This is a genomic window from Amycolatopsis sp. NPDC003861, from assembly GCF_053605405.1.
This window is the reverse complement of record NZ_JBSGJD010000169.1, coordinates 1-21442: the sequence shown is the minus strand read 5'-3', so window position 1 is coordinate 21442 and position 21442 is coordinate 1. Positions and strand designations below refer to the sequence as shown.

Annotated in this window: 22 protein-coding genes; 9 read left to right on the top strand and 13 right to left on the bottom strand. The window is 71.7% G+C overall.

The features are described from left to right. Positions 1 to 79: 79 nt before the first annotated feature. Complete coding sequence (locus tag ACWEVN_RS32555; RefSeq protein ID WP_452053830.1) at positions 80 to 934, bottom strand: cytochrome c oxidase assembly protein; 855 nt, start codon at positions 932 to 934, stop codon at positions 80 to 82. Position 935: 1 nt separating this feature from the next. After that, positions 936 to 1862, bottom strand: coding sequence for an undecaprenyl-diphosphate phosphatase (locus ACWEVN_RS32550; protein WP_452053829.1), 927 nt, complete (start codon positions 1860 to 1862; stop codon positions 936 to 938). A 375-nt stretch (positions 1863 to 2237) separates the two neighbouring features. Here ACWEVN_RS32550 and pip point away from each other — a divergent pair, with 375 nt between their 5' ends. Further along, positions 2238 to 3182: a prolyl aminopeptidase gene (gene pip, locus ACWEVN_RS32545; protein WP_452053828.1), complete on the top strand. Its 945-nt coding sequence runs from the start codon at positions 2238 to 2240 to the stop codon at positions 3180 to 3182. Here pip and ACWEVN_RS32540 read toward each other — a convergent pair. Further along, entirely contained in the window at positions 3168 to 3719 is a 552-nt protein-coding gene (locus tag ACWEVN_RS32540; protein WP_452053827.1) for a TetR/AcrR family transcriptional regulator, read from the bottom strand. The two genes, pip and ACWEVN_RS32540, sit on opposite strands and share 15 nt — an antisense overlap. Positions 3720 to 3778: 59 nt before the next feature. On the opposite strand from ACWEVN_RS32540, the gene ACWEVN_RS32535 reads away from it, so the two are divergent. Beyond that, positions 3779 to 4558 carry an SDR family NAD(P)-dependent oxidoreductase gene (locus tag ACWEVN_RS32535; protein ID WP_452053826.1) on the top strand — a complete coding sequence of 260 codons (780 nt, stop codon included), beginning with the start codon at positions 3779 to 3781 and terminating at the stop codon, positions 4556 to 4558. On the opposite strand, the gene ACWEVN_RS32530 is transcribed toward ACWEVN_RS32535, so the two are convergent. The 5 genes from ACWEVN_RS32530 to ACWEVN_RS32510 all read right to left on the bottom strand — a co-directional run bounded on the left by ACWEVN_RS32530 (position 4555) and on the right by ACWEVN_RS32510 (position 10009). After that, positions 4555 to 5343, bottom strand: coding sequence for an ABC transporter permease (locus tag ACWEVN_RS32530; RefSeq protein ID WP_310970644.1), 789 nt, complete (start codon positions 5341 to 5343; stop codon positions 4555 to 4557). The two genes, ACWEVN_RS32535 and ACWEVN_RS32530, sit on opposite strands and share 4 nt — an antisense overlap. An 8-nt stretch (positions 5344 to 5351) precedes the next feature. Then, on the bottom strand, positions 5352 to 6191 hold the full coding sequence (locus ACWEVN_RS32525) for an ABC transporter permease (RefSeq protein ID WP_452053825.1): 840 nt from the start codon (positions 6189 to 6191) through the stop codon (positions 5352 to 5354). A gap of 76 nt (positions 6192 to 6267) precedes the next feature. Continuing rightward, on the bottom strand, positions 6268 to 7470 hold the full coding sequence (locus ACWEVN_RS32520) for an ABC transporter substrate-binding protein (RefSeq protein WP_449686797.1): 1203 nt from the start codon (positions 7468 to 7470) through the stop codon (positions 6268 to 6270). A 17-nt stretch (positions 7471 to 7487) separates the two neighbouring features. Continuing rightward, on the bottom strand, positions 7488 to 8552 hold the full coding sequence (locus ACWEVN_RS32515) for an ABC transporter ATP-binding protein (RefSeq protein ID WP_449686796.1): 1065 nt from the start codon (positions 8550 to 8552) through the stop codon (positions 7488 to 7490). Between the two features lie 8 nt (positions 8553 to 8560). Further along, positions 8561 to 10009 (bottom strand): gamma-aminobutyraldehyde dehydrogenase, encoded by a 1449-nt coding sequence (locus tag ACWEVN_RS32510; protein WP_452053824.1) that lies wholly within the window; start codon positions 10007 to 10009, stop codon positions 8561 to 8563. A 110-nt stretch (positions 10010 to 10119) separates the two neighbouring features. Here ACWEVN_RS32510 and ACWEVN_RS32505 point away from each other — a divergent pair, with 110 nt between their 5' ends. The 4 genes from ACWEVN_RS32505 (at position 10120) to ACWEVN_RS32490 (ending at position 12778) form a co-directional block, all read left to right on the top strand. After that, complete coding sequence (locus ACWEVN_RS32505) at positions 10120 to 10854, top strand: FadR/GntR family transcriptional regulator (protein ID WP_449686794.1); 735 nt, start codon at positions 10120 to 10122, stop codon at positions 10852 to 10854. 33 nt (positions 10855 to 10887) lie between these two features. Next, positions 10888 to 11598: a cache domain-containing protein gene (locus ACWEVN_RS32500; protein WP_449686793.1), complete on the top strand. Its 711-nt coding sequence runs from the start codon at positions 10888 to 10890 to the stop codon at positions 11596 to 11598. Between the two features lie 65 nt (positions 11599 to 11663). Continuing rightward, a complete protein-coding gene (locus ACWEVN_RS32495) occupies positions 11664 to 12023 on the top strand; it encodes a PadR family transcriptional regulator (protein WP_449686792.1) in 360 nt (119 codons plus the stop codon). Beyond that, complete coding sequence (locus tag ACWEVN_RS32490) at positions 12020 to 12778, top strand: hypothetical protein (protein WP_452053823.1); 759 nt, start codon at positions 12020 to 12022, stop codon at positions 12776 to 12778. Before ACWEVN_RS32495 ends, ACWEVN_RS32490 begins: the two co-directional genes overlap by 4 nt. 23 nt (positions 12779 to 12801) lie before the next feature. Here the strand turns inward: ACWEVN_RS32490 and ACWEVN_RS32485 are convergent, their stop codons facing one another. Beyond that, positions 12802 to 13149, bottom strand: a complete 348-nt coding sequence (locus ACWEVN_RS32485; protein ID WP_449686790.1) for a hypothetical protein — start codon at positions 13147 to 13149, stop codon at positions 12802 to 12804. A gap of 25 nt (positions 13150 to 13174) precedes the next feature. Further along, positions 13175 to 14620: a PucR family transcriptional regulator gene (locus tag ACWEVN_RS32480; protein WP_452053822.1), complete on the bottom strand. Its 1446-nt coding sequence runs from the start codon at positions 14618 to 14620 to the stop codon at positions 13175 to 13177. A 100-nt stretch (positions 14621 to 14720) separates the two neighbouring features. Between ACWEVN_RS32480 and gabT the strand changes: the two genes are divergently transcribed. Together gabT and ACWEVN_RS32470 are read left to right on the top strand one after the other, a co-directional pair. Then, positions 14721 to 16076, top strand: coding sequence for a 4-aminobutyrate--2-oxoglutarate transaminase (gene gabT, locus ACWEVN_RS32475; protein ID WP_449686788.1), 1356 nt, complete (start codon positions 14721 to 14723; stop codon positions 16074 to 16076). Then, positions 16073 to 17500, top strand: a complete 1428-nt coding sequence (locus tag ACWEVN_RS32470) for an aldehyde dehydrogenase family protein (protein ID WP_452053821.1) — start codon at positions 16073 to 16075, stop codon at positions 17498 to 17500. The genes gabT and ACWEVN_RS32470 overlap by 4 nt, the downstream gene beginning before the upstream one ends. Here the strand turns inward: ACWEVN_RS32470 and ACWEVN_RS32465 are convergent. After that, the gene (locus ACWEVN_RS32465; RefSeq protein ID WP_452053820.1) at positions 17472 to 18248 is read right to left on the bottom strand and encodes a helical backbone metal receptor; all 777 of its coding nucleotides are present in this window, start codon (positions 18246 to 18248) and stop codon (positions 17472 to 17474) included. The two genes, ACWEVN_RS32470 and ACWEVN_RS32465, sit on opposite strands and share 29 nt — an antisense overlap. After that, positions 18245 to 19651 (bottom strand): RNB domain-containing ribonuclease, encoded by a 1407-nt coding sequence (locus ACWEVN_RS32460; protein WP_452053819.1) that lies wholly within the window; start codon positions 19649 to 19651, stop codon positions 18245 to 18247. Before ACWEVN_RS32460 ends, ACWEVN_RS32465 begins: the two co-directional genes overlap by 4 nt. Positions 19652 to 19780: 129 nt before the next feature. Between ACWEVN_RS32460 and ACWEVN_RS32455 the strand changes: the two genes are divergently transcribed. After that, complete coding sequence (locus ACWEVN_RS32455) at positions 19781 to 20725, top strand: ATP-binding protein (protein ID WP_452053818.1); 945 nt, start codon at positions 19781 to 19783, stop codon at positions 20723 to 20725. On the opposite strand, the gene ACWEVN_RS32450 is transcribed toward ACWEVN_RS32455, so the two are convergent. Continuing rightward, entirely contained in the window at positions 20722 to 20907 is a 186-nt protein-coding gene (locus ACWEVN_RS32450; protein ID WP_449686783.1) for a hypothetical protein, read from the bottom strand. The two genes, ACWEVN_RS32455 and ACWEVN_RS32450, sit on opposite strands and share 4 nt — an antisense overlap. Between the last annotated feature and the right edge of the window lie 535 nt (positions 20908 to 21442).

Genomic DNA, 21442 nt, shown 5'->3' with positions numbered 1-21442 from the left:
GGTGCGTCTGACGCACCGAACGCCACATTGGGTGCATCTGACGCAACCAACGCCACATTGGGGTGGTTGAGAGGCGGGGTCATCGGCGGCCGAACCGTTCGGCCAGGGCCGGGTCGGATTCCCACCACAGGGCGCCGGCCTCGGCGCCTTCTTCGTCCAGCCGGACGTCGAGCTGCTTCGCCCGCCGTTCGTCGTCGCGGGCCCACCGCACGAACAACGCGACGACGAACGGCAGGCCGGCGACGTCACCGCCGATCCACAGCACGCCCGCGCCGATGATCTGGTCGGTGCGCAGGTCGGGACCCCAGCCGGGGTGCGCGGCCGCGTAGTGGGCCGGGGCGAGCAGCGGGCCGAGCCACAGCACGAGGCCGAGCGCGCCGTCGAAGATCACCTCGGCGAACGCGATCCACACCGACACCAGGTGCGGGTCCTCCCGCGGCGTCGGATCGAGGCCCAGGCGCGTCCAGAAGTAGGTGAAGCCGGCCAGCACGAGGGCCAGCCGGACCAGGCCGTCGACGAGCGGTGAGCGCAGCGTGAGGTCGTAAAGCGGCGTCAGATACAGCACGAGCACCGGCCCGACCAGGACGACCGTGACGACCGGTGGGAACGTCAGCGCGCGGGCGAGCGGGCCGCGGCCGTGCCTCCGCAGCCACCGGGCGTCGACGGTGTCCAGCAGCAGCCGGAGGGGCGCCCCCAGGGCGAGCAGCAGCGGCGTGATCATCAGCAGCGTGACCGTCTGGACCGCGCGGACCCAGAAGAACGTCGTGTCGTAGACGGCGAGGGGTGAGCAGGTGACGACCGGGATCGTCGCGAGCCCGGCGAGGAACGCCGTCGTGCGGCCCGGGGGCCAGCCGCGGCCGCGGGCCGCGCGGAGGTAGAGCGCGCCCGCGGCGAGCACGCCGAGGACGGCCGGGACGTCGAACGTCAGCGGCATTTCAGACCGCGAAGAAGATCAGGCTGCCGATTCCGGCTACCACGCAGTAAATGGCGAACGGGGTCAGCGTACGCGTTTCGAAGTATCCGGTGAGGAACCGGACGGAAATGTACGAAGCCACCCCGGCGACGACGCTGCCGACGAGCGCGGGACCGAGCGAAGCGTGGTTTTCGGCGGCGAAGAGCGTCGGCATCTTGAGCACGCCCGCGGCGAGGATCACCGGCGTGGCGAGCAGGAAGGCGAACCGCGCCGCGTCCTCGTGGCCCAGCCCGCGGCGCAGGCCGGCGACCATGGTGATGCCCGAGCGGCTGATGCCCGGCAGCAGCGCGAGGATCTGCGCGGCGCCGATCAGCACGGCCTCGCCGACCCGCAGCTTCGCCAGCCGGACGTCGGTCGCCTCCTCGATCGAGACCGCCCGCATGACCAGCGTGTCCTCGGCCGAGAAGTCCACTGTGTCCGCTTCCTCCGCGGGCTTGCGCCGGGAGAACTTTTCGGCGGCGTAAAGGACACCGCCGTTGAGCGCGAGGAAGATCGCCGACGGCACCGGCTTGCCGAGGTAGTCGCGCAGCAGGCTTTCCAGCAGCAGGCCGGCCAGCCCGACCGGGATGGTGGCGAGCACCAGCAGCCAGGCGAGCCGCTGGTCGGGCGTGCGGACCTCGCGGTGGCGGAGGGACGTCCAGAGGCCGCCGACGATCCGCACCCAGTCCTTGCGGAAGAACAGGACCAGCGCGAGCGCGGTGGCGACGTGCATCGCCACCAGCACCGCGAGGTACGGCGAATCCTTCCCGATGCCCAGGTCCCGCTGCCACGAGCCGCCGAGCCAGGCCGGCAGCAGGATGCTGTGGCCGAGACTGGACACCGGAAACAATTCCGACACCCCTTGCAATGCCCCGACGACAATCGCCTCGAAATAGGTCACCGCGGACATTCCGTACCCCTTTTTGCCGAATCCCGACCCCGGAAGCTACCGGCCCTTTCGTTAGCGCCGGGCAAGGGGGACGCGCGCGCTCAGCGTCCTCACAGCGGACGTTCACATCCATGAACATCAATCATGTTCTTGACTGGTGTTCGACTCGTGGCTTAGCGTTTAGCCCGTCGCCGCCACGACGAAGCATCGACCCTCGACGAGGAGGACCGAAATGCGTGCGCGGATCACCTGCCCCGACGAACTCCGGGCTCCCTGAACCGGGGACCCGCTCAGCCCGGCGGCGGGGGCGGGTCCCCACCTTTCTTGGCCGTCGTCCCGGCACTCGGCGGCGGGGCGTCGGGGCGACGGCCAAGGCCCTACGGCACAGTGACTTGCATGGACGAGCTGTACCCGCCGATCGCCCCGCGTGCCGAAGGGTTCCTGGAAACCGGTGACGGGCACCGGATCCGCTGCCAGGAGGCGGGCAATCCGGCCGGGAAGCCGGTCGTGGTGCTGCACGGCGGTCCCGGCAGCGGGATCGCCCCGATGGCCCGGCGGCACTTCGACCCGGCGGCGTACCGGATCGTCCTGTTCGACCAGCGCGGCTCGGGGCAGTCGGCGCCGGGCGCGCACGACCTGGCTGCGAACACGCTGTGGCACCTGGTTTCCGACATGGAGACCCTGCGCGAGCGGCTCGGCATCGACCGCTGGCAGCTCTTCGGCGGCTCCTGGGGCGCGACGCTCGCGCTCGCGTACGCCGAGACGCACCCTTCGCGTGTCAGCGAGATCATCCTGCGGGGCGTGTTCACCGTCCGGCAGAGCGAGCTGGACTGGATCTACCGCGGCGGCGCGGCCCACCTGTTCCCCCGCGAATGGGAGGCGTTCCTGGCGCCGTTGCCCGCTTCCCTGCGCGACGACCCCCTCGCCGGGTACGCGGTGCTGCTCGACGACCCCGCCGAGGAGGTCCGCCACCGCGCGGCGGTCGCGTGGAGCACCTGGGAAGGCGCGACGGTTTCGGTGCTGCCGCAGGAGTCGTTCGTCCGCCAGTACGCGGACCCGGCGTTCGCGCTGACCTTCGCCCGGCTCGCGGTCCACTACTTCACCCACGGCGCCTGGCTCGACGACGGGCAGCTGATCCGGGACGCGGGCAAGCTGGCCGGCATCCCGGGCGTGCTGGTCCAGGGCCGGTTCGACACGGTGTGCCCGCCGGTGACGGCGTACGAGCTGCACCGGGCGTGGCCGGGGTCGGAGCTGAAGCTGCTCGAGGGAGCGGGCCACGCGGTGACGGACCCGGGGGTGCTGGCGGCCCTGCGCGCGGCGACGGACTCATTCCGCGAGTAGCACGGCGAACACCTTCTCGAGCTTGGCCCGCAGGACGTCTTCGTCCGCGCGGTTGAGCTCGGTGCTCCCGATGAGCGTGCGCATCACCCAGAACCCGGCGATCACCGACAGCGCCAGCGCCGGGTCCGCCGGCGCGCGGTCCGGGAGCAGGCCGGCCAGGTGCTGCTCGACGTGCCGCTCGATGCCGGCTCGCAGGAGCTCCGCCGCCCGCGGGTTGGCCGCCGAACGCAGCATCAGCAGGAACGGGTCGAGCCGTCCGGCGTCCGGCGCCGTCCGGCGCACGAGCGAGGCCGCGAGGTCCGCGGCGAGCGTCGCCGGGTCGTCGGTGAGCACGGTCCGCTCGGCCATCGCCGCGTCGACGACCTCCGCGAAGAGGCCTTCCTTCGAGCCGAAGTAGCGGTTGACGAGCATCGCCGTGACACCGGCGGACTCGGCGATCTCGCGCACGCCGACACCGTCGTAGCCGGCCCGGGTGAACGCTTCGAGCGCGGACGCGAGGATCGCTTCCCGGGTCGCGGCAGCGTTGCGAAGTCTCATGTATACAAGTGTAGACTTCGGTTAAGTCTACAGCTGTATACCTCAGCGGAAGGAACGTCATGGACCTCGAAATCGCAGGTAAGCGCGCTCTGGTCACCGGTTCGAGCGCGGGTCTCGGCGAGGCGATCGCGCGGCTGCTGGCCGCGGAAGGCGCGGCTGTGGTCGTCCACGGCCGGAACGCGGCCCGCACGGAGCAGGTGGCGGCGGCGATCGGCGCGGCCGGGATCGCCCTGGGCGATTTGTCGACCGACGCGGGAGCCGACGCGGTCGCCGCGGCGGCCGGGGACGTCGACATCCTGGTCAACAACGCCGGCGCGTACGACCACCTGGGGTGGGGCGACGCGACCCCGGCGGACTGGACCGCGATGTACGAGGCGAACGTCGTCTCGGCGGTCCGGATGATCCACCGGTGCGTGCCGGGCATGCGCGAGCGCGGCTGGGGCCGGGTCGTCCAGATCGGCGGCGGGCTGGCGATCCAGCCCCTGGCCATGCAGCCGCACTACACGGCGACGCTGGCCGCACGGCACAACCTGGCGGTGTCGCTGGCCCGCGACCTGGCCGGCACGGGCGTGACCTCGAACGTCGTCTCCCCCGGCGCGATCCTGGTCGACTCGGTGCGCGAGCTGCTGACGTCGATCGCCCCGCAACACGGGTGGGGCACCGCGTGGGAAGACATCGAACGCGCCGCGGCGCGCGAGCTGGTCCCCAACGACACCGGCCGCCTGGGCCGCCCCGAGGAGATCGCGGCCGCGGTGGGCTACCTGGTGAGCCCGGCGGCGGCCTACGTGAGCGGCGCGACGATCCGCGTGGACGGCGGCACGATCCGGTCAGTGCACTAGAGCCGCCCGCCCGAAGCCGTGTCGCCGGACAGGCGCTGGGCCAGGTACACCGGGACCGTCGAGGCCACGATCAGCACCGCCGCCACCACGTTTACGATCGGGGCCTGGTTGGGCCGGAACAGGTTGTTGTAGATCCAGATCGGCAGCGTCTCCATGCCCGTGCCGAGGGTGAACGTCGTCACGATGATCTCGTCGAACGACAGCGCGAACGCCAGCAGTCCGCCCGCCAGCAGCGCCGATCGCAGCATCGGGAACGTCACCAGGCGGAACGTCGTGAGGCCGGTGGCGCCGAGGTCCATCGACGCCTCCTCCAGGTTGCCGCCCATCCGCCGCAGCCGGGCCACGACGTTGTTGAACACCACCACGATGCAGAACGTCGCGTGCGCGATGATCGCCGTCAGCAGGCCGAGGTCGATGCCCAGGATCGTGCGGAACGCGTTGTTCAGCGCGATGCCCGTGACGATCCCCGGCAGCGCGATCGGCAGGATGATCAGCAGCGACACCGGGTTGCGGCCGAAGAACCGGTAGCGCTGCAACGCGAACGCCGCCATCGTGCCGAGCACCAGCGCGATCGCCGTCGCCGCCAGGCCCGCCTGGACGCTTGTCCACAGCGCGTGCAGCGCGCCTTCGTTGGACGCCGCGCGGCTCCACCACTCCAGGGTGAAGCGGGACGGCGGCCAGCCGAAGGTCGTGTCCGCGTTGAACGAGTTGAGCAGCACCACCACCAGCGGGAAGTAGATCACCGCCAGGCCGAGCCCCAGCGCCACCCACAGCACTCTGCGCACGAGAACTCCTAGAGGTTGTCCAGCGCGCCGGTGCGGCGCACGGCGGCCAAGTACGCGAGCATGATCACGACCGGCACGGTCGCCACCGTCGCCGCGAACGGGAGGTTGTTGGCCGCGCCGATGTTGTCGTAGACGACGTTGCCGAGCATCTGGGAGGTGCCGCCGACGATCTTCACCGCGATGTAGTCGCCCAGGGACAACGAGAACGTGAAGATCGAGCCCGCCACGATCGCCGGGAACGTCAGGGGCAGGATCACCGAGCGGAACGTCCTCAGTGGCCGTGCGCCGAGGTCGCCGGACGCGTCGACCAGGGAGTCCGGCAGCCGGTCGAGGCCCGCGTAGATCGGCAGGATCATGTACGGCAGCCACAGGTACGACAGCGTGATGATCGTGGCCGTGACGCCGTACCCGGGCGAAATCGCGCTCAGGGCGCCGTTGCCGGACAGCATCGAGCGCCAGGCGTACGCCTTCACCAGGTAGCTCGCCCACAGCGGGGTCATCACCGCGATCACCAGGATCCGCTGCGCCCGCGGCGAAGCGAGCTTGGCCATCGCGTACGCCATCGGGAACGCGACGACGGCGTCGATCACCGTCACCAGCGCCGCGATCCCGACCGTGCGGAAGGTGATCGTGCGGTAGACCGCGTCGGTGAACAGCGTCTCGAAGTTGCCCAGCGACCAGTCGATGACGACCTGGCCGGTGAAGGCGTCGGTGTGCCAGAACGCCGTGACGAACAGGGCGGCGAGCGCGCCCAGGTAGGCCAGGCCGAGCCAGAGCAGCGGGGCCGACAGCAGGAAACCCAGGCGCAGCTTGGGTTTCCGGTAGAAGAAGGCGGAAACGGCGGTCATCGCACCTCGCAGGGTGAAGGCCGGACGCGGCGGGCGGAGTGGGGGGACACAGCCCGCCGCGTCCGGGGTTCGGGGGTCAGCCCTTGATCTCGGTCCAGGCCTTCGTCCACTCGCCGTAGTCCTTGCACTTGACGTCCGTGCGGCCGTCGAGGCACTGCGGGATCGGCGTGGTCCAGTACGCGATCTTCGCCGCGTACGCCGCGTCGTTGGCGTGGTAGGTGTCGCAGAGCGTCTTGTCCGTCATCTCCGCGCACGCCTTCGTGTTCGCCGGCGCTTCGCCGAAGTACTCGGCGACCTGGGCGTTCACCTTCGGGCTGATGATGTAGTCGAGCCACTTGTACGCGCACGTCTTGTGCGCCGACTTCGCCGCCACCATCCAGGTGTCCGACCACCCGGTCGCGCCTTCGCTCGGCACCGCGGCCTCCAGCGGCGCGCCCTCGCCCTTGGTCAGGTTGACCGTGACCTGCCAGGCGGTGCCGACGACGGCGTCGGCGTTCTTCAGCGCCTGCGACTCCTTGAGGTAGTCCGACCAGTACTCGGACACCAGGGGCCGCTGCTGCTTGAGCAGGTTCACCGCGGCGGTGAACTGCTTGTCGTCGAGGGCGTACGGGTTCTTGATGCCCAGGTCCGGCTGGTGGGCCTGGAGGTAGAGCGCGGCGTCGGCGATGTAGATCGGCGAGTCGTAGGCGATCACCTTGCCCTTGTAGGGCGAGTTCGCGTCGAACATCACCGACCACGACGTCGGTGCCGGGGTCACCTTGTCGGTGCGCCAGGTCAGCAGGTTCGCGCCCCAGCCGTGCGGGATGCCGTAGGAGACGCCGCCCACGCTGTTCCACGACTTGTCCTTGAGGAACGGCTGGACGTCGGCGTAGTTCGGCACGAGCGCGGTGTTCACCGGCTCGGCGTCCCCGGAGGCGACCAGCCGCAGCGACGCGTCACCCGAGGCCGAAACGACGTCGTACTGCCCGGTCTTCATCAGCGTGACGGCCTCGTCGGACGTCCCGAACGGCTTGACGTTCACCTTGCAGCCGGTCTGCTGCTCGAACGGCGTGACCCAGTTGACCTTCGGGTCGTTCGACCCGTTCTCCGCGTACCCCGGCCAGGCGAGGACGTTCAGCTGCCCCTCCGGCTGCCCGAGCGCCTTCAGCGCTTCGAGCTTCGGCGGCGTGAAGCCCTGCGCGCCCGGCGGCGCGGCGGAGTTCGAGCCGGACGTGCCACATGCAGCCAACAGCAGGCTGGCGCCGAGGACCCCGGCGAGCCGCGTCTTCCTGTTCTTCATGGCATCCCTTCTGGGAACTACTGGACCTGGAAGCTGTGTTCGTTCCGCCAGCTGAGCCGGACGCGCCCGCCGGCGAACGCCGCGTTGTCGGTGTTCTGCCGGACGACGGAAAGCTGTCCTCCGGCGTCGAGCGCGACCGAATACCGCACGGTGGCGCCGGCGTAGACGACGTCGGTGACCGTGCCCGTCGCCGTGGTGTGCCCGGCCGCGGCGGGCTCGGACAGGTCACCGTCGATGCGGATCTTCTCCGGCCGGATGCTGAACAGCCCCGGCCGGCCGATGACGCTCTCGGCACCACGCCCGCCCAGCAGGTTCGACGTCCCGACGAACCCGGCGACGAACGCGCTCGCCGGGCGTTCGTAGACCTCCTCGGGCGGCCCGACCTGCTCGATCCGGCCGTCGTTGAACACCGCGATGCGGTCGCTCATGGTGAGGGCTTCGTCCTGGTCGTGGGTGACGAAGACGAACGTGATGCCGACGTCCCGCTGGATCTGCTTGAGCTCCAGCTGCATCGCCTGCCGGAGCTTGAGGTCGAGGGCGCCGAGCGGCTCGTCGAGCAGCAGCACCTTCGGCCGGTTGACCAGCGCGCGGGCCAGGGCGACGCGCTGGCGCTGCCCGCCGGACAGCTGCGCGGGCTTGCGGGAGCCGTAGTCCTCCAGCCGCACCGTCTTCAGCGCTTCGAGCGCGCGCTCCCGGCGTTGCTGCTTCGGGACGCGCTTGACGCGCAGGCCGTACTCGACGTTCTGCTGCACGTTCATGTGCGGGAAGAGCGCGTAGTCCTGGAACACCGTGTTGACGTCCCGCTCGAACGGCGCGAGCCGGCTCACGTCGTGGCCGTCGAGCTCGATCGTGCCCTCGGTGGGCAGCTCGAACCCGGCGATCATGCGCAGCACCGTCGTCTTGCCGGAGCCGGACGGGCCGAGCATGGAGAAGAACTCGCCCGGCGGGATGTCGAGGTCGACGCCGTCGACCGCGTGGACGTCGCCGAAGTGCTTGCGCAGCCCGGAAAGCCGGATCGCCGGGCGCGTGCTTTCCGGCGCGGCGGGCTCTTCCCGCGTCTCGGACGGTGCTTGGTTGGGCATCGCGACCCTCACAGTGCGCTCATCACGTGCTTGACGCGCGTGTAGTCCTCGAGGCCGTAGAGGGAGAGGTCCTTGCCGTAGCCGGACTTCTTGAACCCGCCGTGCGGCATTTCGGCGACCAGGGGGATGTGCGTGTTGATCCAGACGCAGCCGAAGTCGAGCTTCGCGGCGGCGCGCATCGCCCGCTGGTGATCGCGGGTCCAGACCGACGACGCGAGGGCGTACTGGACGCCGTTCGCGAGCTTCAGGGCCTCGGCTTCGTCGGAGAACCGCTGGACGGTGATGACCGGGCCGAAGATCTCGTTCTGGATCGCCTCGTCGTCCTGCCGGAGGCCGGAGACGACGGTGGCCTCGTAGAAGTACCCGTCCTCGCCGGCCCGATGTCCTCCACAGTGGACGGTCGCGTGCTCCGGCAGCCGATCGATGAACCCGGCGACCTTCTCGAGCTGGGCGGCGTTGTTGAGCGGGCCGTAGGCGACGTCTTCGTCGTCGGGCTTGCCGGTCCTGGTCTGCTCGGCCTGCCGGGTGAGCGCGGCGACGAAGGTGTCGTGCACGTCGTCGGCGACCAGCACGCGCGTGGCGGCGGTGCAGTCCTGGCCCGCGTTGAAGTACCCGGCGACGGCGATGGCCTCGGCGGCCGCTTCGAGGTCCGCGTCGCCGAAGACGATGACCGGCGCCTTGCCGCCGAGTTCCAGGTGCACGCGCTTGACGTCGTTCGCGGCGGAGCGCGCCACCTCGATGCCGGCCCGGACCGAGCCGGTGATCGACACCATCGCCGGGATGTCGTGCTCGACCAGCGCGCGGCCGGTGTCGCGGTCGCCGCAGATCACGTTGAACACCCCGGGCGGGAAGAACTCGCCGGCGATCTCGGCGAGCAGCAGGGTCGACGCCGGAGTGGTGTCGGAGGGCTTGAGAACGACGGTGTTGCCGGCGGCGAGGGCGGGCGCGATCTTCCAGATGGCCATCAGCAGCGGGTAGTTCCACGGCGTGACCTGCGCGCAGACGCCGACCGGCTCGCGGCGCACGAACGACGTGTGACCTTCCAGGTACTCCCCCGCGGCCCGGCCTTCGAGCACGCGCGCGGCCCCGGCGAAGAAGCGGACCTGGTCGAGGACCATCGGGATTTCTTCGGCCATGGTCAGCGCGACCGGTTTGCCGGTGTTCGCGGACTCGGTCGCGACCAGTTCTCCGGCCCGGGCTTCGAGGGCGTCGGCGAGCTTGAGCAGCGCGAGCTGGCGCTGGGAGGGCGTGGTTTCCCGCCAGGTCTCGAACGCGGTCGCGGCCACCTGCAGCGCGTTGTCGACGTCTTCCGGGCCGGCGATCGGGGCGGTGCAGTAGGGACGTCCGGTGACGGGGTCGACGATCTCCGCCGTCCGGCCCGACTTGGACTCGACGTACGCGCCGCCGACGTAGTGCTTGAGCTCCTGCGGCGGGGTGGGTGGGCTGGCAGAAGACACGGTCACTCCTCGGTGCTGACGGGAGCTAAAACATATGACTCCATATGTAATAGGACAAGGGCATGAGGCAAGATTGGTGCGAACGGGTACTCCGACCGGCGAGGATCACGATGCGCAAGGGCATGTCGCACAGCGCGCGATCCGCCATGTTCGCCCCGCTCGGCCAGGTCGGGCGGGCGGAGGCGGTGGCGGCGCGGCTGGTCGACGCCATCACCCTCGGCCTGCTCGCCGACCAGGAACAGCTGCCCAGCGAAGCCGACCTCGCCGCACAGTTCGGCGTCTCGACGGTGACGGTCCGGGAGGCGCTGGTGGCCCTGCGGCAGCAGGGGCTGGTCGAGACTCGGCGAGGGCGCAGCGGCGGCAGCTTCGTGCGCGCGCCGGCCCACCCGCCCGCGGACGCGTGGCGCGCGCGGCTGCGCGAGGTGTCGCTGTCGGACCTGCGGGACGTCGGCGACCACTACCTGGCGATCGCCGGGGCCGCGGCCAAGCTCGCCGCCGAGCGCAGCTCCCCCGAGGACGTCGCCCGGCTGCGCCTGGCGACCGACGACCTCCGCACGGCCCACGGCATCGACTTCACCCGGGCGGAGCGGCAGTTCCACCTGGAGGTCGCGGCGGCCGCGCAGTCGCCGAGGTTGACGCACGAGGAGGTCCACCTGCAGAGCGAGCTGGGTGGGTTGCTGTGGCTGCCGCTCGGGTCCACGGCACCCTCGTGCGAGGAACACGCGGCGATCACCGCGGCGATTTCCTCCGCGGACGGCGAGCTGGCCCGCAAGCTGACCGAGGAACATCTCCTGGGCGCCCTCGACCGCCTCGCGGACGTGCACCTGGACCTGCTCACGCCGTAAACTTCCGCTACTCCGCGCATCGAGGTGAGCACCGTGAACGACACCCGCACGCTGGCCGGCGACGAGGTCGTCGAGCAGGTTTCCGCGTTGGTGGAAGGGGTTTTCGAGCGGCTCAAGCCCCTGCTGGCGGCCGCCGAGTCGGTCCTGGCGGACAGTCCGGCCGCGGCGGCCCTGCACCGGATCCGCCCGCAGGTCACCGAGGCACTGGGCGGGCTCATCATCGGCGCGGGGTTCGTCAGCGCCCCGCGCGTGCTGGCCGACTCGGAATTCGGCTTCGAGTGGTGGACGGGCTCGTCGTCGGAGCCGTCCCAGCTGTTCATCAGCCTCGACCCGGCGAGCGAGAACTTCCTGGACTACACGCGCCAGTCCTGGTTCACGGTCCCCCGCGACACCGGGCGGCGGCACATCAACGGCCCGTACGTCGATTACCTGTGCACCGACGAGTACACGCTGACGTTCACGATCCCGGTGTTCCGGGGTGATTCCTTCGCGGGCGTCGTCGGCGCGGACGTGTACGTGCGGGAGTTCGAGCGCGCGGTGCGGCCGCGGTTGCGTTCGCTGGGGCGCGGGGCGGCGCTGCTGAACGCGCAGGGCCGGGTGATCGTGTCGAACAGCGTCCGGCAGCCGACGGGATCGTTGGTGCGCGAGGCGGACGTCCCGGCGTGGTGGTCGGCGGGCGCGGAACCGGGCCCGGGATTGCGACGGTGCGGCGATTCGCCGATCGTGCTGGTGACCGGGGCTTGAGGCCGACTGTCGAGGCTTCGCCGGTGGTATTGGCGAAGCTAACTCTATATAGCTAGAGTTGAGTCATGCAGTCGATAGGCCGGGCAACGGACGCCACCTTGGACGTCCTGGAGGTCCTGATCGGGCCAGGTGACGATCTCTACGGGCTGAGCATCGCCGAAGCAGCGGGGCGCAAGACCGGCGTGGTGTACCCGATCCTGAGCCGTCTCGAGCTGGCCGGCTGGGTGGACAGCTCCTGGGAGGCCGACGAGCGAACGGAGCGGGGGCCGCGGCGGCGGTTCTACCGGCTCACCCCGACGGGTCTCGAATCGGCGCGGGCCTTGCTGGTCGAACGCCGTGGGCACGTCCGGCAGCGCAGTGCCGCCACCGGCCGCGGAAACAGCGCCCCTCGACCTGCGTCGGCACTGCGGGAGCAACCGCGGTGAACGGCACCCTGATCACCATCGTCCTCGCAGTCGTGATTCCGCTGTTGGTCAACGAAGCGAGTGAGGTGGCCCCCTGGTTGGCGGGCCAGCTGGTGCGGTGGGGCGCCCGGCACCTCGGCCCCCATGCCGATATCGAGCGCTACGAGGAAGAGTGGTCGGCCGACCTGGAACGCGTCCCGGGAAAGCTGACCAAACTCGCCCACGCCTGCCTCGTGGTGGGCTGGAGCGTGCCGCGCATGCGCCGGCAGTTCTCGCCACGACGGTGGCTGACGCGGTGGAAGCGGTGGCGGTGGAACCGGACCATCGAGCGTTGGACGCCGGTCGTCTGGCACGTCGTGCGCGCAAGGGGACTTTCGCGGGCCGCTGCCGAAGACGCCGTCGTCGAAGTCTGGCTCCGCTACGGTCAGGAGTCCGAGGAGACGAAGCTGCCCGGCACCGAGATCGGACGGTGGCTCGTCGCACGCGCCCGGGAGCAGGTGCTGTGCGCCCCACCCGGCACCGATCCGGTGGAAGAACCCGCCGAGCCGATGACTCGCGATGCCAGGTTGTGGCGAGCGCAGTGTTCCCTCCCCCACGACGATCAGGAGGTCCTGCGCCTGGCCAGCCTGACGAAACCCCGGAAGGGGTGGAAGCGCACAACGCTCGAACAGCTCCTGGGGACGTCGTCAGCCGAGGCTGTCCGACGCCGCGATGCGGCGCTCGAGCGGCTTCGCGACCGTCTGGCCTCGGCGAAGGATCGCTCTGACAGCCACTGAGTCACCGTGCTGGTGACCGGGGCTTAGGGGCCGCCCAGCAGCGCGTACCTCACGAAGCAGCCCGGGCTGTCCCGCACGAGCACCGTCAACGGCGTTCCCTCGGGCACCGGCCGGGTCGTGAACACGGGGTGCGCCGGACCGAGCAGCGTGCCCACCTCGCCGACCCGGGTCAGGGAGGTTTCGTCGCCGCCGAACGGGACGCAGGTCGTGGAGCTGCGGTAGTCGCGGCCGTCGTGGTGGATGCGCGATGGGAGCCCGCCGTCGCCGGGCCGGGCGTAGCCGAAGTGGTTCGACGTCCACGGCAGGAACGCCAGCCCGCCCGCCGCGAGCAGGATGACGGCAGCCACGACAGCGGCGCGTTTCCAGGTCACCTCCCGAAGACGCCCGTCGGGGTGCTCAGGTTTGCAGCGCCACCCAAAGTTCCGCGCGGACGCCCGGTGCGTCCAGATCACGGCCCAGCAGTTCCTGCGCCTTCGTGATCCGGTTCCGCAGCGTGTGCCGGTGGACGCCGAGCCGCGCAGCCGCCACGTCCCAGTGGCCGTGGTGTTCCAGCCAGCAGCGCAGCGACGCCACCAGATCACCGCGGCCCGTTTCGTCGTGACGGCGCAGCGGGGCCAGGAGGGTTCCGGCGTGGACGCGGGCCACCTCCGGGTCGATCAGGGACAGCAGCCCGCGGCCGGTGTGCTCGGCTGCCGAGATGAGGATCTTGTCCTCGGCCTCCGCCGCCTGGGCCGCCAAACCCGCCTGCTCGAGCCCGGCCGCGAAATCGCGCGGGGCGACCGGGCCCGCCACCCCGCCGTGCAGGCCGCCGATCCGCAGCGCCGCCTCGGCAGCCTGCTCGACCACGCTCGCCGGCCCGAAGGCGACCACCGACGCCCCGGAGCGGGCCGCGAACAGCTCGCCGTCCAGGGCTCCGAGCAGCTTGCGCCGGGCCGCGGGCGGGCCGAGGAACACCAGGACCGACCACGGCGCGGCCGGCGCCTCGGCCCCGGAAGCGGCCAGCACCCGCAGGGCCAGTTCGGCCTGACCGCCCACGAGCAGCTCCACCAGCCCGGTCCGCAACGCCTCCCGCGCCGCCGCCTGCGCGCGATCCTGTTCCAGCGCCAGGGAAAGCACCGAGACCGCCGTGTTCACGATGTGCCGCCCCGCCGTGTCCAGGGAGGCCCCGACGGCGAGCACCCGGCGCGCGCTGGTGTCCAGCGTTTGCAGCACCACTTCGTCGTCCCCCAGCGACACCACCCGCGTGCCGGTCTGCAGCCGCTCCAGCTCTTCGCGCAGCGAAGCGCCGTACGCCCGCGCGCTCGCCGGGGCCGCTTCGGCGACGGTTGTGCGGTCGAAGAGCAGCACCCAGCCGTCGACGAGCTTCGCCAGCTTGCGCAGCACGCCCGCCGGGCCGCCCTTGCCGACCGCCGTGCGGGTCAGTTCCTGCTGAGCACGGCCGATGCGGACCGTCGTCGCGTACTCGTCGGCCGCCACCGCGCGCGACACGGCCCGGGTGATCGCGATGAACGGCGTCTTCCGCGGCACCTCCAGCACCGGCAGCCCCACCGACGCCGCCGTCGTCACGAGCGAGCGCGGGACGGACTCGTGGCTCAGCCCGACGCCGAAACCGAGTCCCGCGACCCCGGCGGCCACGAGCCGGCGGACGTAGGCCGGTGACGTCTCTTCGTCCAGGGCCAGGCCGGTGGTGAGCAGCAGCTCGCCGCCTTCGAGGAACGCCTGGGGATCGGTCAGCTCCGTCGGGTGGACCCAGCCGATCGGGCGGTCCAGGACGTCTTCGCCGGTCAGCACCCGCAGCCCGAGCGGGCGCTCGGCGGCCAGCCGGGCCAGCGTGAGTGCCATAACGGCCAATTGTACGCGCTGGATTGTCCAGAACGGCCACCTGACGACCGTCCGGTAACCGCTCATCCTGAGGACGTCCCCGACTTCCCAGGAGCACGCCGTGACCGCAAGCACCACCGCCGGGCCGCAGGCGCCGGCGCCCCGCCAGCGCAGGCTGCAGACCGAAATCCCCGGCCCCGTCTCGCGCGAGCTGCAGCAACGCCGCGTCGACGCCGTCGCCGCCGGGGTCAGCTCGGTGCTGCCCGTCTACGTCACCTCCGCCAGCGGCGGGCTGCTCACCGACGCCGACGGCAACGTGCTGATCGACTTCGGCTCCGGCATCGCGGTGACCAACGTCGGGCACTCGGCGCCCGCCGTCGTCGACCGCGTCCGCAAGCAGGCCTGCTGGTTCACCCACACCTGCTTCATGGTCACGCCGTACGAGGGGTACGTCGAGGTCTGCGAAGCCCTGGCCGAGCTGACGCCGGGCGACCACGCGAAGAAGTCGGTGCTGTTCAACTCCGGCGCCGAAGCCGTCGAGAACGCCGTGAAGATCGCGCGCACGGCGACCGGGCGCCAGGCCGTCGTCGTGTTCGACCACGCGTACCACGGCCGCACCAACCTGACCATGGGCATGACCGCGAAGTCCATTCCCTACAAGCACGGGTTCGGCCCGTTCGCGCCGGAGATCTACCGGGTGCCGGGCTCGTACCCGTTCCGCGACGGCCTGTCCGGCCCCGAAGCCGCCGCGCTGGCCATCGACCGGATCGAGAAGCAGATCGGCGGCGACCAGGTGGCCGCGGTGGTCCTCGAGCCGATCCAGGGCGAGGGCGGCTTCATCGAGCCGGCACGCGGCTTCCTGCCCGCGATCGCGGCCTGGTGCCGCGAAAACGGCGTCGTGTACGTCGCCGACGAGGTCCAGACCGGCTTCTGCCGCACCGGTGCGTGGTTCGCGTCCACCGACGAGGACGTGGTGCCGGACCTGATCGCGACGGCCAAGGGCATCGCGGGCGGCCTGCCGCTGTCCGCCGTCACCGGCCGCGCCGAGCTGCTGGACGCGGTCCCGCCGGGCGGCCTCGGTGGGACGTACGGCGGCAACCCGATTGCGTGCGCGGCGGCGCTCGGCTCGATCGAGACGATGAAGACCGAGAACCTGGCCGCGTCGGCCCAGCGCATCGAGGGGGCCGTGCTGCCGCGGCTGCGGGCACTGGCCGCCGAGACCGGCGTGATCGGCGACGTCCGCGGGCGCGGCGCGATGCTGGCCGCGGAGTTCGTGAAGCCCGGGACTTCGGAGCCCGACGCCGACCTGACCAAGCGCGTCGCGGCGGCCTGCCACCAGGCCGGTGTGGTGGTGCTGACCTGCGGGACCTACGGCAACGTCGTCCGCCTGCTGCCGCCGCTGGCGCTGTCCAACGACCTGCTCGACGAAGGCCTGTCGGTGCTGGAGCACGCCGTCCGGACGGAGGCCCGCGCATGACGTTCCCGTTCTGGGTCGCCGGGAAGCCGGTGACCGGCGGCGCGACCGCGGTCGTCCGGCACTCGTTCGACGGCTCCGAGGCGGGGTCCCACTTCGTCCCTTCGCCGTCGGACGTCGAAGCCGCGGTGCAGGCCGCGGCGGACGTCGCCGACGAGTTCGCGACGCTGCCCGCGCACGTCCGCGCCGGGGCGTTGGACCACGTGTCCCGTTCGCTGGGTGAGCGGTCCGAAGAGCTCGCCGCGCTGATCACGGCGGAATCGGGCAAGCCGCTGAAGTGGGCCCGCGGCGAGGTGGGGCGCGCGGTGTCGACGTTCCGCTGGGCGGCCGAGGAGGCCCGCCGCTTCTCGGGCGAGCTGCAGCGGCTCGACACGGACCCGGGCGGCACCGGCCGGCTGGCGCTGGTCCGGCGCGTGCCGCGGGGGCCGGTGCTGGGCATCACGCCGTTCAACTTCCCGCTGAACCTGGTGGCGCACAAGGTGGCCCCGGCGATCGCGGTCGGGGCGCCGATCGTGTTGAAGCCCGCGCCGGCGACCCCGCTGACGGCGTTGCTGCTGGGCGAAATCCTGGCCGGCACCGATCTGCCGGCGGGGTCGTGGTCGATCCTGCCGGTGGACAACGAGACGTCGTCCCGCCTGGTCGAGGACCCGCGCCTGCCGGTGGTGTCGTTCACCGGCTCGGTCCCGGTGGGCTGGGCGATCCGCGACCGCGTGCCCCGCAAGCACGTGGCCCTGGAGCTGGGCGGCAACGCGGCGGTGCTCGTCTGTCCGGATTGGACGGACCTGGACTTCGCGGCGCAGCGGATCGCGACGTTCGCGATGTACCAGGCGGGGCAGTCGTGCATTTCGGTGCAGCGGGTTTACGCGCACGACTCGGTGTTCGACGCGCTGGCCGCGAAGGTGCTCGACCAGGTCCGCGCGCTGGGAGTGGGTGACCCGCGCGCCGAGGGTGTCGACGTCGGCCCGTTGATCAACCTGGACGCCGCCGACCGGGTTTCGTCCTGGATTTCGTCGGCGGTGTCCGCGGGCGGCCGCCTCCTGACGGGCGGCGGGCAGTCGGGAGCGACGGTCGAGCCGACGGTGCTGGCGGACGTCCCGGAGGACGCGTCGGTGATGGCCGAGGAGGTGTTCGGGCCGGTGGTGTCGCTGGTCCGGGTGGCTTCGGTGGCCGAGGGGGTGGCGCGGATCAACGCGTCGCGCTTCGGGCTGCAGGCCGGGGTGTTCACCCGCGACGTCCCGACGGCGTTCGAGGTGTCGGCGGCGTTGAAGGTGGGTGGCGTGATCGTCGGGGACGTGCCGAGCTTCCGCGCCGACCAGATGCCGTACGGCGGGGTGAAGGACTCGGGCGTCGGCCGCGAAGGCCCCGCGGCGGCGATGGCTGACTTCACCGAGGAGCGCGTCACGGTCCTGACGGGATTGACGCTGTAAGGGCCTCGTGCGCCTCGACGAGTGAGGGTCCGTACCAGGTGAGGTGGCGGCCCGAGACCAGGACGTACCGCGCGTCCGGGAAGTGGTCCGGGCCGTCCTCCTCGGTGAACAGGTACGGCTCGTCCGGCAGCACCAGCAGGTTCGCGTCCGCCGCGAAGTGCGCGCGCAGCTCCTCGATGTCCGGGCGCGGGTAGCGCTCCTCCGACGTCGCATACACGTTCGCCACGCCGACGCGGCGCAGGACGTCGCCGGCGAAGGTGTCGCGGCCCAGCACGATCCACGGCTTGCGCCACACCGGGACCACCGCGTGGAAGCGCACCGGCCGGACCTCGCGCCAGGCCTCTTCCGCCGCCACCAGCCACTCCGGCTCGGCCAGCTCGTACGCCTGCGTCAGGATCCGGCGCAGCGAGCCGAGCGCCGCGGGCACCGACGCCGCCGCGGCCATCACCCACACCGGGATTCCGTTGGCGCGCAGGCGTTCCACGTCCTCCTGGCGGTTCTCCTCCGCATTGGCCAGCACCAGGTCCGGCGCCAGGTCGAGCACGCGGTCCAGCTTCGGGTACTTCGACCCGCCCACCCGGGGCACGTCCAAAGTGGACGGATGCGTGCAGTAGTCCGTCGCGCCCGCCAGCCGTCCGGGGGCGCTGAGCTCGACCGCTTCGGTGAGCGACGGGACGAGGGACACCACCCGGGCCGCCGGTCCGGACAGCGGCACCGGTTCGCCGAGGTCGTCGACCAGGTACGTCATGCGCGTTCGAACGACACCTTCCGCTTGTCGACGTCGACCGCGGTCAGCCGGACCGCGATCCGCTCCCCCGCGGTCAGCCGCTCCCCCGCGCACTTCGCCATCACCGTGGGGTCCTCGACCAGGATCTCCGCCTTGTTCTCGTCCGCGCGCAGCACCACCGCGCTGAATTCGCCGCCGACGTGTTCGGCCAGCACCCACGCCTCGACCTGGTCGATGCACGCCCGCTCGACCTTCGCGGCGAGCGTGTCCGACGCGCTCATCCGCTCCGGGACGTCGGCGAGCGCCGCCCGCACCCACTCCGGGACCTCGCGGCCGGCCGAGACGGCGAGGCAGATCTCCGTGGCGAACCGGTCGACCAGCCGCCGGATCGGGGCCGTGACGTGCGCATACGCGCCGCCGATGCCCGCGTGCGTCGTCAGTGACGGCAGCTCGCCGTCGAACGCCGTGTAGCCCGCGCCGCGCAGCAGCCTGGTCGTGTCCGCGTAGAGAGCCATCGACGCCGGCTGCCCGGGGTCCAATCGGGACAGGAACTCCGAAACGGTCGCCTCCGGCGCCCACGCGATGCCGAGCGCTTCGGCCGAGCGGCGCAGCCAGTCGACGGCCTCGGGCTCCGGGTCGGGCAGCGTGCGCAGGACGCCGATCCGCGCGTCGAGCATGATCCGCGCCGCGGCCATCCCGGTGAGCAGCGAGATCTCGGCGTTCCAGGCGTCGACGGCGGTGCGCGGGCGGCGGGCGAGCACCCAGCCGCCGTCCGGGTCGCCGGTGATCTCCTGCTCCGGCAGCTGCAGCTCGACGGCGCCGCGCCGGACGGCCAGCTCGCGCCGCCGCCGGCCCAGCTCCGGCAGCGCGGCGACCGACGGGTGCGGGTTCCCGGCGTCGAGGGCGGCCTGCACCGTCTCGTAGTCGAACTGCTCGGTGGACCGGACCAGCGCGCGGCGGACGCGGGTGGCGGTCGGCTCACCGGCGTCGTCGGTCTCGATGGTCCAGAGCACCGCGGGCCGGATCTCGCCGGGCAGCAGGCTCGCCGCGCCTTCGGAAAGCACCGGCGGGTGCAGCGGGACGTTGCCGTCGGGCAGGTAGAGCGTCTGGCCGCGCAGGCGCGATTCGCGGTCGAGCGCGCCGCCGGGCGGGATGAACGCGGCGAGGTCGGCGATGGCGTAGTGCACGCGGAAGCCGTGCGTGGTCTTCTCGACCACCATCGCCTGGTCCAGGTCCTTGGACCCGGGTGGGTCGATGGTGACGAACGGCAGGTCGGTCGCGTCCTCGCGGGGGCCGGCGCTGGCCAGCGGGTCGAGGACCGCCGCCTCCGCCTCGGCCAGCACCTCGGGCCCGAACGACTCCGGCAGCGAAAACTCGGCACGCAGGGGGCCGAAGTCCCCGCCCGCCGAGTGTGTCCTGATCACGAGGGGAGGCACCCCCCAACCCTAACCCGCGCCGGGCCCGGAGATCGCCCGATCGGGCGCGGGCCGGTCGGGTGTACGTTGCCCGGGCATAATGAAAACCGTCATCATTGCCAGAAGGGGACCCCGACCGTGAAGATCGCGTTCGTCGGCAAGGGCGGCAGCGGCAAGACCACGCTGTCGTCGCTGTTCGTGGCCTACCTCGCCGACGCCGGCCTGCCGGTGCTGGCCATCGACGCCGACATCAACCAGCACCTGGCGGTGGCCCTCGGCGCGACCGAGGAGGAAGCGCTCGCCTGGCCCACGCTGGGCGACAACATGGCGCTGATCAAGGAGTACCTGCGCGGCGACAACCCGCGGATCCCGGACGCGGCGTCGATGATCAAGACGACCCCGCCCGGCCGCGGCTCGCGCCTGGTCCGGCCGTTCGAGGACAACCCGGTGTTCGCAGCGTGCTTCCGGCAGCTGGGCGGCGTCCGGCTGGGCGTCACCGGCCAGTTCGACGAGGACGACCTCGGCGTCAAGTGCTGTCACTCGAAGGTGGGGGCGGCGGAGCTGCTGCTGAACCACCTGGTCGACGTCGACGGCGAGTACGTCGTGATGGACATGACGGCGGGCGCGGACGCGTTCGCTTCGGGCCTGTTCACCCGGTTCGACGTGACGTTCCTGGTCTGCGAGCCGACGGTGCGGAGCGTGGGCGTGTACCGCCAGTACGCGGACTACGCGCGCGACTTCGGCGTCCGGCTCGTGGTGGTGGGCAACAAGGTGACGGACGCGGAGGACGTCGAGTTCCTGCAGGACCAGGTCGGCTCGGCGCTGCTGGGGTGGCTGTCGGCATCCGGGCACGTGCGGGCGGCCGAGCGCGGAACGGCCCGCCCGATCGCGGAGCTCGAGCCGGTCAACCTGGCCACGCTGGCCTCGATGCGCACGGCGGTCGACGCGGAAGAGCGCGATTGGGCGCGCTACCAGCGCCAGGCGGTCGAGTTCCACCTGCGCAACGCGGCGGCCTGGGCCGGCGCCGACCTCGCCGCGCAGGTGGACCCGGAGTTCGTGCTGAGCCCGCGGCTGACGGTCTAGTCGTCGTCCTCGGCATCGGCCCGCCGGGTGCGCTCCCGGGCAATCTCGAGGGCGCGCCGGGCGGTGGCCTCGTCGGGGTACGGGCCGAGCAGATCGACGCCGCGGCTGCGTTCGAGGTGCTCGACCTGGTGGGTGCGGGTGTTGTAGTACCACCCCTGGTCCGGGTTCGGATCGTTCGACATGGTCCTAGGTTCGCACCCGAGCGCCGGTTTTTCAGCGCTTGTACCGGTAGGGAATCTCGGTCGGCTGCCCGGTGGGCCCGAAGTCCTGCGGTTCTTCGGGCTCTTTCTGTTCGGTGAATTCGTCGAACCAGCCACGCGGGGTGCCGCGGGGAGGGGTCTCGGGCTCTTGGCGCGAGGGCTGCGGGAGCGGGGTGTCCCGCCCGGGGAAGACGGGACGGGCGTTGGGAGCCGAGGGTGGGACGGGGGGCATGGTCCCGGGGCCGGGGAAGACGGGGCGCGCGGGGGCGGCGTGGCGGGCCGGGAACGGCTGGGGGGTGGATTCGGGGCCGGGAAAGACCGGCTTGGGGTTTTGGGCGCGGTTGGGTGCGGTTGGGCCTGGGGTTGGGGCGGGGGTGCCGGGTGCCGGCGGGCTTTGCGCCGGACCGGTGACCGGGGTGCTGGGTGCTGCCGGGCTTTGCGCCGGACCGGCAGCCGGAGTGCCGGGCGCAGCCGGACTTTGCGCCGGACCGGCAGCCGGAGTGCCGGGCGGATCGGA

Excerpts from the sequence above, each read along its gene's own strand:
- ACWEVN_RS32515 (WP_449686796.1), bottom strand. The coding sequence starts at position 8,552 with ATGCCCAACCAAGCACCGTCCGAGACGCGGGAAGAGCCCGCCGCGCCG.
- ACWEVN_RS32525 (WP_452053825.1), bottom strand. The coding sequence starts at position 6,191 with ATGACCGCCGTTTCCGCCTTCTTCTACCGGAAACCCAAGCTGCGCCTG.
- ACWEVN_RS32480 (WP_452053822.1), bottom strand. The coding sequence starts at position 14,620 with ATGGCACTCACGCTGGCCCGGCTGGCCGCCGAGCGCCCGCTCGGGCTG.
- ACWEVN_RS32555 (WP_452053830.1), bottom strand. The coding sequence starts at position 934 with ATGCCGCTGACGTTCGACGTCCCGGCCGTCCTCGGCGTGCTCGCCGCG.
- pip (WP_452053828.1), top strand. The coding sequence starts at position 2,238 with ATGGACGAGCTGTACCCGCCGATCGCCCCGCGTGCCGAAGGGTTCCTG.
- ACWEVN_RS32520 (WP_449686797.1), bottom strand. The coding sequence starts at position 7,470 with ATGAAGAACAGGAAGACGCGGCTCGCCGGGGTCCTCGGCGCCAGCCTG.
- ACWEVN_RS32505 (WP_449686794.1), top strand. The coding sequence starts at position 10,120 with ATGCGCAAGGGCATGTCGCACAGCGCGCGATCCGCCATGTTCGCCCCG.
- ACWEVN_RS32470 (WP_452053821.1), top strand. The coding sequence starts at position 16,073 with ATGACGTTCCCGTTCTGGGTCGCCGGGAAGCCGGTGACCGGCGGCGCG.
- ACWEVN_RS32540 (WP_452053827.1), bottom strand. The coding sequence starts at position 3,719 with ATGAGACTTCGCAACGCTGCCGCGACCCGGGAAGCGATCCTCGCGTCC.
- ACWEVN_RS32450 (WP_449686783.1), bottom strand. The coding sequence starts at position 20,907 with ATGTCGAACGATCCGAACCCGGACCAGGGGTGGTACTACAACACCCGC.
- ACWEVN_RS32465 (WP_452053820.1), bottom strand. The coding sequence starts at position 18,248 with ATGACGTACCTGGTCGACGACCTCGGCGAACCGGTGCCGCTGTCCGGA.
- ACWEVN_RS32495 (WP_449686792.1), top strand. The coding sequence starts at position 11,664 with ATGCAGTCGATAGGCCGGGCAACGGACGCCACCTTGGACGTCCTGGAG.
- ACWEVN_RS32550 (WP_452053829.1), bottom strand. The coding sequence starts at position 1,862 with ATGTCCGCGGTGACCTATTTCGAGGCGATTGTCGTCGGGGCATTGCAA.
- ACWEVN_RS32535 (WP_452053826.1), top strand. The coding sequence starts at position 3,779 with ATGGACCTCGAAATCGCAGGTAAGCGCGCTCTGGTCACCGGTTCGAGC.